General features: G+C 59.1%; 13 protein-coding genes. 1 reads left to right on the top strand and 12 read right to left on the bottom strand.

Annotation, left to right across the window (positions count from 1 at the left end):
* Nucleotides 1-572: 572 nt before the first annotated feature.
* The 9 genes from ACTG1P_RS09935 to ACTG1P_RS09895 all read right to left on the bottom strand — a co-directional run bounded on the left by ACTG1P_RS09935 (nucleotide 573) and on the right by ACTG1P_RS09895 (nucleotide 8,579).
* On the bottom strand, nucleotides 573-2,201 hold the full coding sequence (locus ACTG1P_RS09935) for a methyl-accepting chemotaxis protein (RefSeq protein ID WP_440001168.1): 1,629 nt from the start codon (nucleotides 2,199-2,201) through the stop codon (nucleotides 573-575).
* A 275-nt stretch (nucleotides 2,202-2,476) separates the two neighbouring features.
* Nucleotides 2,477-3,337: a TIGR03899 family protein gene (locus ACTG1P_RS09930; protein ID WP_440001167.1), complete on the bottom strand. Its 861-nt coding sequence runs from the start codon at nucleotides 3,335-3,337 to the stop codon at nucleotides 2,477-2,479.
* A 104-nt stretch (nucleotides 3,338-3,441) separates the two neighbouring features.
* Entirely contained in the window at nucleotides 3,442-3,915 is a 474-nt protein-coding gene (locus tag ACTG1P_RS09925; RefSeq protein WP_026034852.1) for a DUF3299 domain-containing protein, read from the bottom strand.
* A gap of 31 nt (nucleotides 3,916-3,946) precedes the next feature.
* Complete coding sequence (locus ACTG1P_RS09920; RefSeq protein ID WP_440001166.1) at nucleotides 3,947-5,194, bottom strand: ABC transporter permease; 1,248 nt, start codon at nucleotides 5,192-5,194, stop codon at nucleotides 3,947-3,949.
* Between the two features lie 76 nt (nucleotides 5,195-5,270).
* On the bottom strand, nucleotides 5,271-5,960 hold the full coding sequence (locus ACTG1P_RS09915; RefSeq protein ID WP_005362918.1) for an ABC transporter ATP-binding protein: 690 nt from the start codon (nucleotides 5,958-5,960) through the stop codon (nucleotides 5,271-5,273).
* A gap of 4 nt (nucleotides 5,961-5,964) precedes the next feature.
* A complete protein-coding gene (locus tag ACTG1P_RS09910) occupies nucleotides 5,965-6,549 on the bottom strand; it encodes a DUF2796 domain-containing protein (RefSeq protein ID WP_440001165.1) in 585 nt (194 codons plus the stop codon).
* A 31-nt stretch (nucleotides 6,550-6,580) separates the two neighbouring features.
* Nucleotides 6,581-6,880 carry a DUF2607 family protein gene (locus ACTG1P_RS09905; protein WP_100645133.1) on the bottom strand — a complete coding sequence of 100 codons (300 nt, stop codon included), beginning with the start codon at nucleotides 6,878-6,880 and terminating at the stop codon, nucleotides 6,581-6,583.
* Between the two features lie 45 nt (nucleotides 6,881-6,925).
* The gene (locus ACTG1P_RS09900; RefSeq protein WP_005343253.1) at nucleotides 6,926-7,468 is read right to left on the bottom strand and encodes a YtfJ family protein; all 543 of its coding nucleotides are present in this window, start codon (nucleotides 7,466-7,468) and stop codon (nucleotides 6,926-6,928) included.
* Between the two features lie 220 nt (nucleotides 7,469-7,688).
* Nucleotides 7,689-8,579 carry a hypothetical protein gene (locus ACTG1P_RS09895; protein ID WP_440001164.1) on the bottom strand — a complete coding sequence of 297 codons (891 nt, stop codon included), beginning with the start codon at nucleotides 8,577-8,579 and terminating at the stop codon, nucleotides 7,689-7,691.
* Between the two features lie 139 nt (nucleotides 8,580-8,718).
* On the opposite strand from ACTG1P_RS09895, the gene ACTG1P_RS09890 reads away from it, so the two are divergent.
* Nucleotides 8,719-9,066, top strand: a complete 348-nt coding sequence (locus tag ACTG1P_RS09890; RefSeq protein ID WP_110303535.1) for a hypothetical protein — start codon at nucleotides 8,719-8,721, stop codon at nucleotides 9,064-9,066.
* Between the two features lie 30 nt (nucleotides 9,067-9,096).
* Here the strand turns inward: ACTG1P_RS09890 and ppa are convergent, their stop codons facing one another.
* From ppa to ACTG1P_RS09875, 3 genes are all read right to left on the bottom strand, one after another.
* Nucleotides 9,097-9,627: an inorganic diphosphatase gene (gene ppa, locus ACTG1P_RS09885; protein WP_005335667.1), complete on the bottom strand. Its 531-nt coding sequence runs from the start codon at nucleotides 9,625-9,627 to the stop codon at nucleotides 9,097-9,099.
* A gap of 216 nt (nucleotides 9,628-9,843) precedes the next feature.
* Nucleotides 9,844-11,424, bottom strand: a complete 1,581-nt coding sequence (locus ACTG1P_RS09880) for a DUF3369 domain-containing protein (protein ID WP_440001163.1) — start codon at nucleotides 11,422-11,424, stop codon at nucleotides 9,844-9,846.
* Between the two features lie 109 nt (nucleotides 11,425-11,533).
* Nucleotides 11,534-12,433: a LysR family transcriptional regulator gene (locus ACTG1P_RS09875; protein ID WP_440001162.1), complete on the bottom strand. Its 900-nt coding sequence runs from the start codon at nucleotides 12,431-12,433 to the stop codon at nucleotides 11,534-11,536.
* Nucleotides 12,434-12,571: the final 138 nt, after the last annotated feature.

Here is a 12,571-nt window from a genome sequence, read left to right as displayed (position 1 = left end):
TCGTACGGAATGAAAATCTAGGACAGCCAAATCTTAAATCTGGGCGGATGCAGTAGCTGCTCTCGTATGTTGGGCTAAAAATCGCAGGTTGGTGCTGAACGCAGTGAAGCCCAACGTTTACCGCGAAACGTATCTGCACATCTGTTTTACCGAATGCTCCAACCCGTGTTTATTCCACTCTGGTTGAGATGTTCATGCTCGTCTGTTGGGCTTCGCTACGCTCTGCACCAACCTGCAAAAACCACGTTACTGCCCCTGAATGTCAGCCTCCAGCTTGCTGCTTTTACCTGAGATTTGGTACTGGCCTGGCTCATGGCTGACTCCAACGAGAGGTTGCCAAGCGGCTATGTTACCGAACGGGGCTTGGCTGAAAAGCGCAAGCGGGCCATTTCCTGAGCAAGATCAACAAATTAATCAATAACGGGTGGCGATGTATTCGTACCAGAACCGCCGCCCATCAGCGCAGGGGGAAATTGGAAGGGTGCCGCCCTTATGTTGGCGGGCATTAAAAAACCACATGGACCCAAGGGCCCATGTGGTTTTTCTGCGGTGATTGTTTGTTTTTATCTGGTTTAGCGAACCGGCACCACGCGGGCGGCTGGCATCTCGTAACGGCTCTGGGTTGCCGGAGCCCCTTTCTGGAACTGGCGTACCAGACGGTTGAGGTCGCTCAGCTGGGTCACCAGCTGGGTGATGCCGTGGACGGCGTGCTGGCTGCCGACGCTGGAGTCATCGGCCAGGGTCTTGATGCTGAGCACGTTGCGGTTGATCTCGGCAGTGACGTGGGATTGCTCTTGTACTGCGTGGGCAATCTGGCTGCTGCCGGAGGCAACCTGCTGCAGCATGCTGTTGATTTGCTGCAGGATGGCGCCGGTGGCCGATGCCTTCTGCTGGCAGCTGTCCGCCAGCAGGCAACCCTTCTCCATCGCCTGCTCTGCTTCGCCGGAGCTGTTTTGCAGTTCGGTGATCATCTTCTGAATTTCGCTGGTAGAGGATTGGGTCTTGATGGCGAGCGAGCGGATCTCGTCGGCAACCACCGAGAAGCCACGGCCCGCTTCACCGGCCCGAGCGGCTTCGATGGCGGCATTGAGGGCCAACAGGTTGGTCTGGTTGGCGATGTTGTTGATCACATCGAGGATGCCGTCGATATCGCGGCAGTGACCGACCAGCGCGCTGATAACCGTTTTTGAGGTGGTCAGTTCGCTGTTCATGCCCGCCACGGCAGCCACGGTTTCGGCCACGCTACTGTTGCCGCTCTTGAACAGCACGGCCGTTTCATCCAGCAGGCTGGAGGAGTCAGTCGAGCTTTGTGACACCTCGCGAATGGATTCCGACATCTCGGTCACGGCAGTCGCCACCTGATTGGTTTCGGCCTGCTGCTGTTGCAGGTTGTCGGTGATGGATTCGGCGTTGCGCAGATCCCCTTCGGCGGCCTGCAGGATCTTGCTGCAAGTCTGCTGGGTACGGGCCAGCACGGCGTTGAACTCGGCCTGATTCATCACCATCGAGAGTTCGATGGCGGCGATGTTGTCCACCTTGTTGGTGTAGAGCAGTTGCATCAGCGGGTTGTCAAAGCGGCTGCGGGCCATTTTGTTGAGCTTGCCGAGGCGACGGGAGAGGGCATTCAGGGTGATGGCCGCTATCGTCAGCGGCAGGGCGGCCAGCGCCAGTTGCCAGTTCATATCCTGGTTGTAGCCCAGCGCAAACATGGCGAGCAGGCTCAGCAGCAGGCATAGGTTGATTGTCAGAGCATGGGAGAAGGTGGGCAGTTTGAGCGCCAGCGGCAGCTTGTTGTTGCGAAGGTCGGCATAGACCTTCTCGGCCCGCTGTTTGATCTCCTCGCTCGGTGCGGTGCGCACCGACTGATACTCCACCACCCGGCCACTGGCATCCTTGATGGGGGTGACAAAGGCGCTGACCCAGTAGTGATCGCCACTCTTGCAGCGATTTATCACCGGCCCCATCCAGCTCTTGCCTTCGCGAATATGGTTCCACAGATCGGCAAACGCCTGTTTCGGCATATCAGGATGGCGCACCAGATTGTGGTGTTCCCCCACCAGCTCGTCGAGCGAGAAGCCTGCTATCTCGCAGAACTCATCGTTGGCGTAGGTGATGCGGCTCTCCAGATCCGTGGTGGAGATGAGGCTCTGGTGGTCTGGATAGAGACGTTCTCTTTGGGTAACCGGTTGATTGATTCTCATGGCCTTACTCCCGAGCTGTGATGGTTAGATTTTGATCTACATCAAGACATCTGCAAGGGGTGGGCCAGCTGGCAAAAGCTAATGATTGATGTGTTATTAGTGCTGTTTTGGCAGAAAAGATCGCTGTTGTTTGCAATATGCAACGGATCTGACTGGATGTGCGTCCGCGGCATCTGCAATTTGCAACCTATTCTGGTCAAGCCCATAAGCTTGGAGCCGGCAGCTGGATGCGAAGGAACCACGAACCGACGGGGCATCCGCTGCCCCGCCAGAGATCAGGGGAGAGGGTCGGGAGCGGGTGAGGGGGGGGGGCTGACGAGCTGCATCACTTCAATCTGGATCCCCTGCACCAGCACGGTTTTCAGATCCTGCAGGTACTCCTCCAGCGGCGACTCTTGCAGCAGCTGGGCAAGCTCGTTGCCCACCGGGGTGAGGCGGTAGTAGAGCAGGGTGATGTTGTTCTGCTTGCACTGCAGCCGCCAGCGCTGGTTGCCGAACTCCAGCTCGACCCCATCGGCGGGCAGCGGGCCGGACTCCAGCTCCGCGCGATGCAGCAGCCCGAGCTCGAACAGTTGCAGCAGGGCGTTGTAGGGCAGTCGGTATTTGCCAAGGCCAAGGCGGGTTGCCTTGGCGCGACTCAGCAGGGTGGCCCCCTTGTGCAGCCCCAGCAGCAGTCGCTGCTCGTCGCTGCCGGTGTAGTGGCAGGTGAGGGAGCAGATGCGCTGGAACAGCTGGGCCTCGCGCTGGGTCATCTCTTTGAGGGTGGCGAGCGCCCGAATGGAGAAGCGGCCCGGGGTGGCGACTTCCAGCGCGAAGATCCGCCCCCACAGCTGCTGCATCGGCACCATGCTGATATCTTCCGCCAGTTGCAGGAAGCGGGTCAGCCAGTCGCTGTCCATCTCGCCGCCGGCGGCCGTCTCTTCGCAGTGGCGGGAGGCCATCACCATGATGGCTTCCAGATTGCGCTGGCGAGCGGCCTGATCCGCCAGATGGCGAAAGGTGGCGCGCTGTTCGAAGGTGCTGTCGGTATTGCGGATGAGCATGCCGTCGATGCCGCGACTGCGGGCCAGACGCAGGGTCTGCTCCTGGCTGCTCAGGATCGAACTCTCTTTCTTGGGGGGGGGGAGGTCTGCCATGCTGACTCCATTCGCACAGGTTCTGGAGCTGAATGTTACTCCAACCGGGATGCCAAGATAACAAAGCGGCCTCCGTGGAGGCCGCTTTTTTTGCAACGGGAGGATTACTCCTCGTAGACGCTCACCTCGACCGCCTCCATCGAATAGGAGGCGGTGGCCATCTCGTGGCTGGAGCTGACCGTGCGCATCTTGCCCTTCACCCAGATGGCATCCCACAGATCATCCACCGGCGCACCCTTGGGGTAGCTCACATAGATCACCTGATTGGTGGGGGGCGGCGGCACGTGGATGCAGGCGCCGAAGTAGGGCACCAGCAGGAAGGCGGTGATCTTCTTGGCATCCCCCTCCAATGGCACCACGAAGCCCGGAATGCGCACATCCTGGTTGTCCAGCTTCTTGTTCACCCCGCCCACCGGTTGCGGCACCGACATGGGATCTTCGTGATTGACCTGGGGCGGTGGCAGCAGTTTTTCCCCTTCCGGGATCAGTACATCCCAGTCGATGGTCTTGTAATCGGCGGCCAGGGCGGGCAGCACCAGCAGGCTGGCGAGCAGCGCCACAATTTTCCACTTCATCATCTGTCCTTCTGTTTCTATTTTGGGCGTCTCGCTAGACGCGAATGCTCATGCCATCGCTCAGGCTGTAGCGGTAAGCGCGGGCAGCAGGGAGCAGGCCGATCACCATGCCTGCCAGCCACACTACCCCCAGCAACTGCCACTCGTAGGTGCTCGGCAGCCCCAGACTCAGTTGCAGGCCATAGTGGTTGAGCAGCCAGGGCGAGGCAAGCCCCTGCCCCAGATAGAGCACTGCGACCCCGAGGGCGATACCGACCGTGGTCAGCGCCATCGCCTCCAGCGCCAGCAGCAGGAACAGGTGGGCAGGGCCCGCACCGAGGGAGCGCAAAATGGCGAGCTCCCGGCGTCGCTCGTTAAGCCCAGCCAGCAGGGTAGTCAGCATGCCGATCAGGCCCGCTACCACCACGAAACCGGCGATGACCGAAAGGGCGGTTTCCGCCACGCTCATCAGGCTCCACAGCTCCTGTAGGGCGGCGCCCGGCAGGATCGCCATCAGCGGCTCCTTGGGATAGGTGTTGACGCTGCGCTGCAGCTGGAACGCCAGGATCCGGTTGCTCAGCCCCACCATAAAGGCGGTGATGGTTTTCGGGGTGAGATCCTGCGCCAGCGCCTGCTCAGGTGTTACGTTCTTGCTGTGGCGGCCGGTATCCCAGCCCAGATGGATCGCCTCTATCCCCGCCAGCGGCACATGGATGGTGCGATCGATGGGCGTACCGGTCGGTGCCAGAATACCCACCACCTTGAACGGCAGGTTGTCGTGCTGGCTGAACGAGGTGTTGCCAGCGCCGTGGGCGATGACGATGGATTGGTCGAGATGATAGCCGAGCTTCTCGGCCACCTGAGCGCCGAGCACAGCTTCAAACGGCGTCTCGAACGGCCGCCCCTCGCGCAGTTGCAGCGACTGTTGCTGACCGTACTTCAGGTGAGTGAAGTAGTCCCCATTGGTGCCGAGCACCCGAAATCCCTTGTGGGAGTCCCCAAGGGAGAGCGGGATAGTCCAGGCGACGCCCGGTTTCTGCTTGATGGCCTGATAGGAGTCCCACCCCACGTTGTTGGTGGGGTTGCCGATGCGAAACACCGAGTAGAGCAGCAGGTTCACCTGACCGGAGCGGGCGCCAACGATGAGATCGGTCCCCGAGACGGTGTTGGAGAAACTTTCGCGGGCCTGGGTGCGCACCCGTTCCACACCGAGCAGCAGGGTGACGCTGATGGCGACGGCCAGCAGGGTGAGCCCGGCGGTGAGTCGGCGGGCCCAGAGACTTTGCAGGGCGAGTTTTAGCACGTGACCCTCCGGTTTTGTTGTCGTACCGCGTGGGTACGCATGGCATTCATCAGGGAGATGCAGTGTTGAACGGTACTCAGCATGATGCCCTCCGGTTGAGCTGTTGCAGGTTTTCGACCCGCGGGAACAGGGGTTCGAGATAAGGGTCGTGACTGACGAAGATCAGGGTCGAGCCCTGCTTGTCGCACTCCTCGAACAACAGCTTGATAAAGGCGGCCCGATTGTCGGTGTCGAGGGCCGAAGTAGGTTCGTCGGCGATCACCAGTGGCGGCGAGCCGATCAGCGCCCGTGCGGCAGCAACCCGCTGCTGCTGGCCGATGCTGAGGGCGTGGACGGGTCGATGCAGCGCCTCATCCGGCAGTTGCAGTTCCGCCAGCAGACGGCGCGCCTCCTGCTCCGGACTCCCTTGCAGGCGGGCCCGTTTGGCGGGCGAAAAGGTGAGGGCAGCGGTCACGTTGTCCTGCACCGAGAGAAAGGGCAGCAGATTGAACTGCTGGAAGATATAACCCAGATTGGCCGCCCGGAAGTGGTCACGGGCACGGCCAGAGAGCCGGGCCAATGGTTGGCCCAGCACCTCCAGGGTGCCGTGGTTGGCGGTCTGGATCCCGGCCAGCAACCCGAGCAGGGTCGACTTGCCGGAGCCCGACGGACCCTTGATAAAGACCCGCTCACCCTCGCGGATAGTGAGGGCGGGCAGATCGAGTACAGCGTCGCCACCTGGCCAGGCAAAGGCCAGATCGCGGATCTCAACCACGGCTTTTTTCATGGCGTTACCAGCTCAGCTTGTTGGCGGACGGGGTCAGCTCGCCGGCGGTCTGGCCGGTAGGCAGAATCCCTTGCACGCTCAGCTTCTCAAGGCTCGGATAGACGCTGAACAGGATCGCCTCAAGGCCGGTCAGTTTGGCTGGCGTGGCGCAGGTGTAGGTGTACATGGCGCCCATATCGGCGTGACCTGCTTCGTCATGATCATGGTGGTGTTCATGCTCGTCGCTGGCAGCCTTGTCATGGTCATGGTCATGGTCGTGATCATGCTCTTCTTTGGCGGCTTGCAGCTCTTGCTGGGTCAGTTTGCAGCCAGCGGCCGGGTCGAAGCGGAACAGGGCATCAGGTTGCTGGAGGCGGGCGACCGCTTTGGCATACTGCGCCTTCTCTTCATCGCTCTTGGCCGCGTGCTCGAAGCCGACCAGATCGGCAGCAGGGGCTTGCAGTTCGATCATCAGCTGGTTGCCATCGACCACCAGATTGAGGTGGCCGTGGCCATGCTCGTGGGCGCCGTGGCTGTGGCTCTCGTGTTCATCGTGATTTGCGTGTGCGCCAAAGGCCGCTGCGGCCAGCAACAGAGTAACTGCTTTCATCTTTAATCCTTTTTCAAAACAAATAGCGAAATTAAACAAAGGGATAGAGAAAAGCAGAGGCGGGCGGCGCACGGATGGCATAGCTGTGAAGTGTGGCGGTATCTGCCGAGCGTTGCATGGTTGCAACTGCGGGCAGAACAGAGGTCGAACCGGGGAAACAATAGGGTGTGGCGGTGATGACCTGCTTGCCATCCAAATGGAGGGCGCAGACCAGGCAGTGATGGTCATCGTGGCCGGGCAGGGCAGATTCAAACTGGTGCCGGGCAAGGGCAGGCTGCAGCCATAACCAGCCTAGCAGCAAGATCCAGATTTTCAGTTTGATACGACCCATAGACCCTTATGGAAAGGGCGCCATCAGCGCCCTTATCTCTCTGACTTAGAGATGGGACTTGATGAGCCCCATCACGGTAGCAATGTTGTTGGCATCGAGCTGGCCATCTTTGGCAAACAGCACCTTGCCCTCTTTATCCAGCAGGATGATCGCCGAGCTTTCCGGCGTCAGATCCCAGGCGTTGCGCGCCATCCCCTTGGCATCCAGCACCATGGCGGACCAGGGGAACTCTTTCTTGCTGTCCTCGGCACTGCTCTTCACGAAGCCGGAGGTGCCCCAGATGGCGTCATTGCTGTTGATGACGGTAACGGTCTGGTACTTGTCTTGCGGCAGCTTGGCGGCCTTGATTGCCTCGATCATCGGGGCGTTCAGCTCCTTGGCACTGGAGCGACCGGCAATATGCTGGATCAGGAACACCTTGCCGGTGAGCGAGGTGCTCTGCCACGGCTGGTAACCGATATCCTTGCCGTTCAGTACCAGCTCACCCTTGTCGCTGACATTGACCAGCGGCACCGGGTTGCCATCCTTGAAGTTGTGAGCAAAGACCAGAGATGGCAGCAGCGCCAAAGTAAGTACGAGATGTTTCATCCTGATGACACTCCATTTGTTATGTTATAACGAGTTTCGGATTGAGGGAATGGGCGAGCTTCATCCTAAACTGATCGGATCTGTTTAAAAAGTGTTAAATAAGATCGCAATTCAGAAGCGTCGGCGTCCCGCCAGTCAGGAGGTTGGCTGGCAAGGGCGGCTAGGATGGCATGACATCGATAAAAATCAATGAATTGGCTGCTGGTCTGAGCTGTCTGCGTCAGTAGAGCGACTCGCTGATGAGAGGGATCTTGGCCATGGTCATCTGCTGGGCCAGCAGTGACGAGCCGGTCAGCAGCACATGGCGCTGATTGTTGATCACCACCACATCACCGGGTACGCCACTGTCTGCCGTAATGGCCAACCAGGCAGGGGAGACGCTGCCGATGCTGATATCCGGATAGATGATGCTGAGCACATATTGCGGGGCCAGCTCTGCCAGCAGGCTGGCCATCAACAGCGCCTTCTCGTCGCTGTCGGCCTTGTTATCCTGCAACGCTTGTAGTGGCGGCGCGAAGTGATCCAGCTGCTCCGGCTGGGTGGGGATGGCGTTCAGCCACTCCTGCAGCAGGCTGACGCTGGTGGCGAGATCCTTGGCGGCAAACTGCTGCGCCAGCGGCTTGAGATGCCCCTTGAAGTGGTAGAAGAGCTGGGAGTAATCGGGTCGCACGCAAGGCAGTTTGCGATTGGCCGGATGGACGCAGGGGATCACCCTCATCTGGTAGAAGGCATCCTCCTGATACTGCTGGTAGGCTTGCCAGAACAGCATCGACTCCATGCTGTCGTCCCGCAGGGTGAAGGCCTGCTCCAGATTGCGAAATTTGGTAGCTGTCTCGGGGCTGCTCTGATTTATCAGGTTGATGCTGTTGTAGAGCCGCGGGCTGATGTAGGCGTAAAGGGTCTCCAGCGGATTGGTGAGAGAGGCCTTCAGCAGGCTCATCTCGTGGCGACTGGCGGCCATCACCTGATCGTCGGTGGTCAGCTGGAAGTGCTTGCGCTGGCCATCGGTGGATTGCCACTGCCAGCTCATGTTGATTTCGCTGGCGTTGCTTGTAGCACCAAGGGGGGTGCAGAGAGTGAGGCTGAGCAACAGCGCGGGGGTCAGCTTCATGGTGGTGCTTCCTGCCGTGGACGATAATTAACAACTAGGTGAGCCGGCACCACTTTGGTGATGTTTCGTTTTGTGATCTGGATAACAGATTGATGTGACTTTTAATTTAATTGTGAAATTAAGTCACTCTGGAGGGGTTATGAAGCCTTGGATCATAGTGCTGTCTGGGTTGCTCAGCCTGCCAGCCATGGCGGGTCAGGTGATCGTTAACAAGGGGATGTCCGTTGCGGATACCTTTGCCCTGCGCGATCAGTTGGCGCGCGAACACGAATGGCAGGAGTGGCTGCGCTACCAGCAGGCCATCAAGTGGTTGGAGGTATTGCCGGTCAACTGCGAGCTGATGAGCCAGCCGGGCGGCGGCTATCGCTGTGGCGGTGATTACTATCGTCCCTACCAGAAAGATGGTCGTGAAATATACATTCAGGGTAATCCTGCTGGAGATGCGACCGGTCAGCTGCCGCAAACACCGACAAAAAAGGCGCCATAAGGCGCCTTTTTTTTACAAGCCGAGTGATGCTTACTTGGCAGCGTAACGCTCGGCAGAGGTCTTGATCTCGGCTTCGGCAGCAGCCTTGTCGCCCCAACCTTCCACCTTGACCCATTTGCCCGCTTCCAGCTCTTTGTAGCGCTCGAAGAAGTGCTGGATCTGGGCTTTCAGCAGTTCCGGCAGATCGTTCACATCCTGGATGTGGTCGTACTGCTTGGTCAGCTTGGAGTGCGGTACAGCAACGATCTTGGCATCTTCGCCAGATTCGTCGGTCATCTTCAGCACGCCAACCGGGCGGCAGCGAATGACGGAACCGGCCAGCAGCGGGTAGGGGGTCGGAACCAGTACGTCGACGGGGTCACCATCCAGAGAGAGAGTCGCGTTCACGTAGCCGTAGTTGCACGGATAGAACATCGGGGTAGACATGAAGCGATCGACGAAAATAGCACCGCTGTCCTTGTCGACTTCGTATTTGATCGGGTCGGCATTCTGCGGGATTTCGATGATGACATAGATATCGTCGGGCAGGCTCTTGCCGGCCGGTACCAGGTTCAGGCTCATGATAATTCCTTCGTTGTTAGTATCAGGTTTGCAGGCCGATATTATAGCGATGTGATGTTAAATGACCATATTTCAGCGGCTATCGCTAACAAAGAAGGGGGATGTTTCCGGTTTGCGGCGTTTTGATGTGTGCGGGATGCAACAAAACTGCTGTTTTGATGCCCTGCCGCTGACCTTGGTCACCAGCAGGGCATGTGGAGTTGCGAGCAAAGGGGGTCAGAGAGAGTAGGGGAGTCTCGATTCGTTGACCAGTCGCGACAGGGCTGTCACTACATGGGGGTCAAACTGGGTACCGGAGCGGGACTGGATATACTCCATGGTCTGCGCCAGCGTCCAGGGCTCCTTGTAGGGGCGCTTGCTGAGCAGGGCATCGAATACATCGACCACCGCCACAATCCGCGCCGACAGCGGGATCTGCTGACCAGCCAGCTGCTGCGGGTAGCCCTTGCCATCGAAGTGCTCGTGGTGGCCCCGGGCGATCTCTGCCCCCAGCGAGAGGTAACTGGTTCCCTCCACCATTTCGCCCGCCTTGTGCAGGATATTGGCGCCGATACCGGCGTGCTGCTCCATGATGGCCCGCTCTTCCGGGTCGAAACGTCCGGGCTTGTGCAGGATATGATCCGGGGTGCCCACCTTGCCTACATCGTGCAGGATGGAGGCCATGCCGATCATCTCGACAAACTCCGGGGTCAGCTGCTCGGGATAGACCGCCATCTGCTTCAATTCGGCCACGATGGCATCCGAGAGTTTCTGCACCCGCAAGACATGCTCGCCGGTATCGGAATCACGAAACTCTGCCAGCGCCGCCAGCGCCACCACGGTGGCTTCCTGGGCGCGCAGCAACTGATTGTAGAGATAGAGGTTGTCGTAGGCCGCCGAGATGCGCTGACAGAAGACATCGAGCAGATCGCACTCGAGAGGATCCAAAGGCTGGGTCGGGGTGAAGCTCAACACGAACTCGCGACCATTCTGGGCGGCGATATAGAGGGAATCCTGCGGGTGTTCAAAGCGGTTGCAGCGCGCCGCCAGTGCCTTCATGACCGAGTCATTGAGGGTGGGAAAGTCGGTGATCTTGCCATCATCCAGCATAGTCTCGTAGTCGCCGGTAGCGGCGAGGATCTCCAGCCCCTGTTCGCCGGGACGGCGCTCGGCGCAGATAGCCCCTTCGGTGCCCACATCGAGAATGGCGCTGATCTGTTTCAGCACGCCGGAGGCAAACTCCTTGAGCGAATGAAGATGGTAGAGATCGCCCGCCCCTTCCAGAATTTTGCCGAGCCCCTGACGGCTTTTGTCGATGGCGCTGAGAGTTTCGTATGAACGCAGGGATGCGATGACGGTGGTGTAGAGCTTTTGTACCGTCAGCTCGGTCTTGGTCTTGTAGTCATTGATGTCGTAATCGAGGATCACCCGCTGCTCGGGTGCTTGGCCGGGTTGGCCGGTACGCAGCACGATCCGCACCAGCGAGTTGTGCATTTCGTTGCGGATCCGGTGCACCAGCCGCAGACCAGCGTCTTCGGTCTCCATCACCACATCGAGCAGGATCAGCGCAATCCTGGGATTGGCCTCCAGCATGCGGCCAGCTTCGGCGCCGCTGTAGGCATTGAGCAGCTCCAGCGGACGGGATTTGTAGTGAATGTTGGAGAGGGCCAGGCGGGTGGCATGATGGATATCCGGCTCATCATCCACGATCAGCACTTGCCATGGGTTGAGTGCCTTGGGGACCACGACCTCCTCATCATCGAGTTCGATGATGTCGTCGTCCAGCAAGATATCGTCCTTGTCTTGGGCACTGCTCATATCGGTTACGCCTCCGGCGCTCAATGAGTATGTGAACAGTATGCACGATCACATCCGCTAGGATCATCAGGATAAGTAGATATCGTGAGCTGGCTCCGCCTCTTTATCGCTACTCGAAAGGTTCCAGATACCCCTGGATCGACTTCTTCAACCAGGCCAACACCTTGCCGTGATAGGCGTTTTCCGCCAGATAGACCCCGTAATCCCGCCACTGCAGGCTGAACTTGTGTTTCAGAGTCAGCAGGGAGCCTTGTCGCAGCTGGCTCTGGATCAGTGGCGAGGGGAGCACTGCCCAGCCCAGCCCGTCCAGCACCGCATTGCGCATCAACTCGAAGCTGGAGAGGCCGATATGCTGGCCTCCCACAGGTAGCAGGCTTTTTACAGAAAATTCATCTACATACGAGAGAGTGACCTGGGTGTGATCGGTCAGATCCTGCTGTTTGACCCGCTTCAGTCCGGCCAGCGGATGGCTGGGTGCCACCACCATCAGGGTGCGGATCGGGTTGAGCACATCGATATTGAGGCCGCTGCGCTCCTGATCTTCGGTAATAAGGCCAAACGCGGCATCGACGAACCCCTCTTCCACCAGCGCCGGCAGTTCGGGTGGGGAGGCGAGCACCAGCGAGATACTGGTGCCGGGAAACTGATTGTGCAGGCTGGCCAGCATCTCGCGCCACACCGGTTCGGGAATCGCGTCATCGCGGGCGACCCGCAGCGCCACTTCGGCCCCCGAGGCGTAATGTTTGCACTTCTGCTGCAGGCTGTTGGCTGCCTGTAGCAGGCGGGTGCAATCATCCAGCACCAGCTCACCGATCTCGGTCAGCCGACTCTGATTGGCACCTCGTTCAAAAAGTTCGACGCCAAGCTCAACTTCCAGCGCCGCGATGGAGGTGCTGACTGCGCTGCGGCTTTTGCCGAGGCGACGGGCGGTATTGGCAATAGAGCCGCTATTGGCAATAGAGCCGCTATTGGCTGACTCTACAAAGAGTTCTATCTGATATAGCTTCATGTTTTACAGGCTGTGGCGGAGTTTTTCACCATCACCTTAGCGTGCCAAACCAAGGCAAGGCAAACCTGTGGCGTCGGAATAATCGACGCTGAGCGATTGTCGCGAGTTGCTTCTCCCCGTTTACCATCTCTCCCGTCG

This window comes from Aeromonas sp. 11P (assembly GCF_051920165.1).
Classification (GTDB): domain Bacteria; phylum Pseudomonadota; class Gammaproteobacteria; order Enterobacterales; family Aeromonadaceae; genus Aeromonas; species Aeromonas veronii.
The sequence above is the reverse complement of the archived record's forward strand: the minus strand, read 5'-3'. Positions and strand labels throughout refer to the sequence as shown.

Bases quoted from the DNA above. Each gene is read 5' to 3' on its own strand.
- ppa (WP_005335667.1), bottom strand. From the start codon at position 9,627: ATGAGCCTGAACCTGGTACCGGCCGGCAAGAGCCTGCCCGACGATATC.
- ACTG1P_RS09890 (WP_110303535.1), top strand. From the start codon at position 8,719: ATGAAGCCTTGGATCATAGTGCTGTCTGGGTTGCTCAGCCTGCCAGCC.
- ACTG1P_RS09910 (WP_440001165.1), bottom strand. From the start codon at position 6,549: ATGAAAGCAGTTACTCTGTTGCTGGCCGCAGCGGCCTTTGGCGCACAC.
- ACTG1P_RS09925 (WP_026034852.1), bottom strand. From the start codon at position 3,915: ATGATGAAGTGGAAAATTGTGGCGCTGCTCGCCAGCCTGCTGGTGCTG.
- ACTG1P_RS09935 (WP_440001168.1), bottom strand. From the start codon at position 2,201: ATGAGAATCAATCAACCGGTTACCCAAAGAGAACGTCTCTATCCAGAC.
- ACTG1P_RS09915 (WP_005362918.1), bottom strand. From the start codon at position 5,960: ATGAAAAAAGCCGTGGTTGAGATCCGCGATCTGGCCTTTGCCTGGCCA.
- ACTG1P_RS09905 (WP_100645133.1), bottom strand. From the start codon at position 6,880: ATGGGTCGTATCAAACTGAAAATCTGGATCTTGCTGCTAGGCTGGTTA.
- ACTG1P_RS09930 (WP_440001167.1), bottom strand. From the start codon at position 3,337: ATGGCAGACCTCCCCCCCCCCAAGAAAGAGAGTTCGATCCTGAGCAGC.
- ACTG1P_RS09875 (WP_440001162.1), bottom strand. From the start codon at position 12,433: ATGAAGCTATATCAGATAGAACTCTTTGTAGAGTCAGCCAATAGCGGC.
- ACTG1P_RS09880 (WP_440001163.1), bottom strand. From the start codon at position 11,424: ATGAGCAGTGCCCAAGACAAGGACGATATCTTGCTGGACGACGACATC.
- ACTG1P_RS09895 (WP_440001164.1), bottom strand. From the start codon at position 8,579: ATGAAGCTGACCCCCGCGCTGTTGCTCAGCCTCACTCTCTGCACCCCC.
- ACTG1P_RS09900 (WP_005343253.1), bottom strand. From the start codon at position 7,468: ATGAAACATCTCGTACTTACTTTGGCGCTGCTGCCATCTCTGGTCTTT.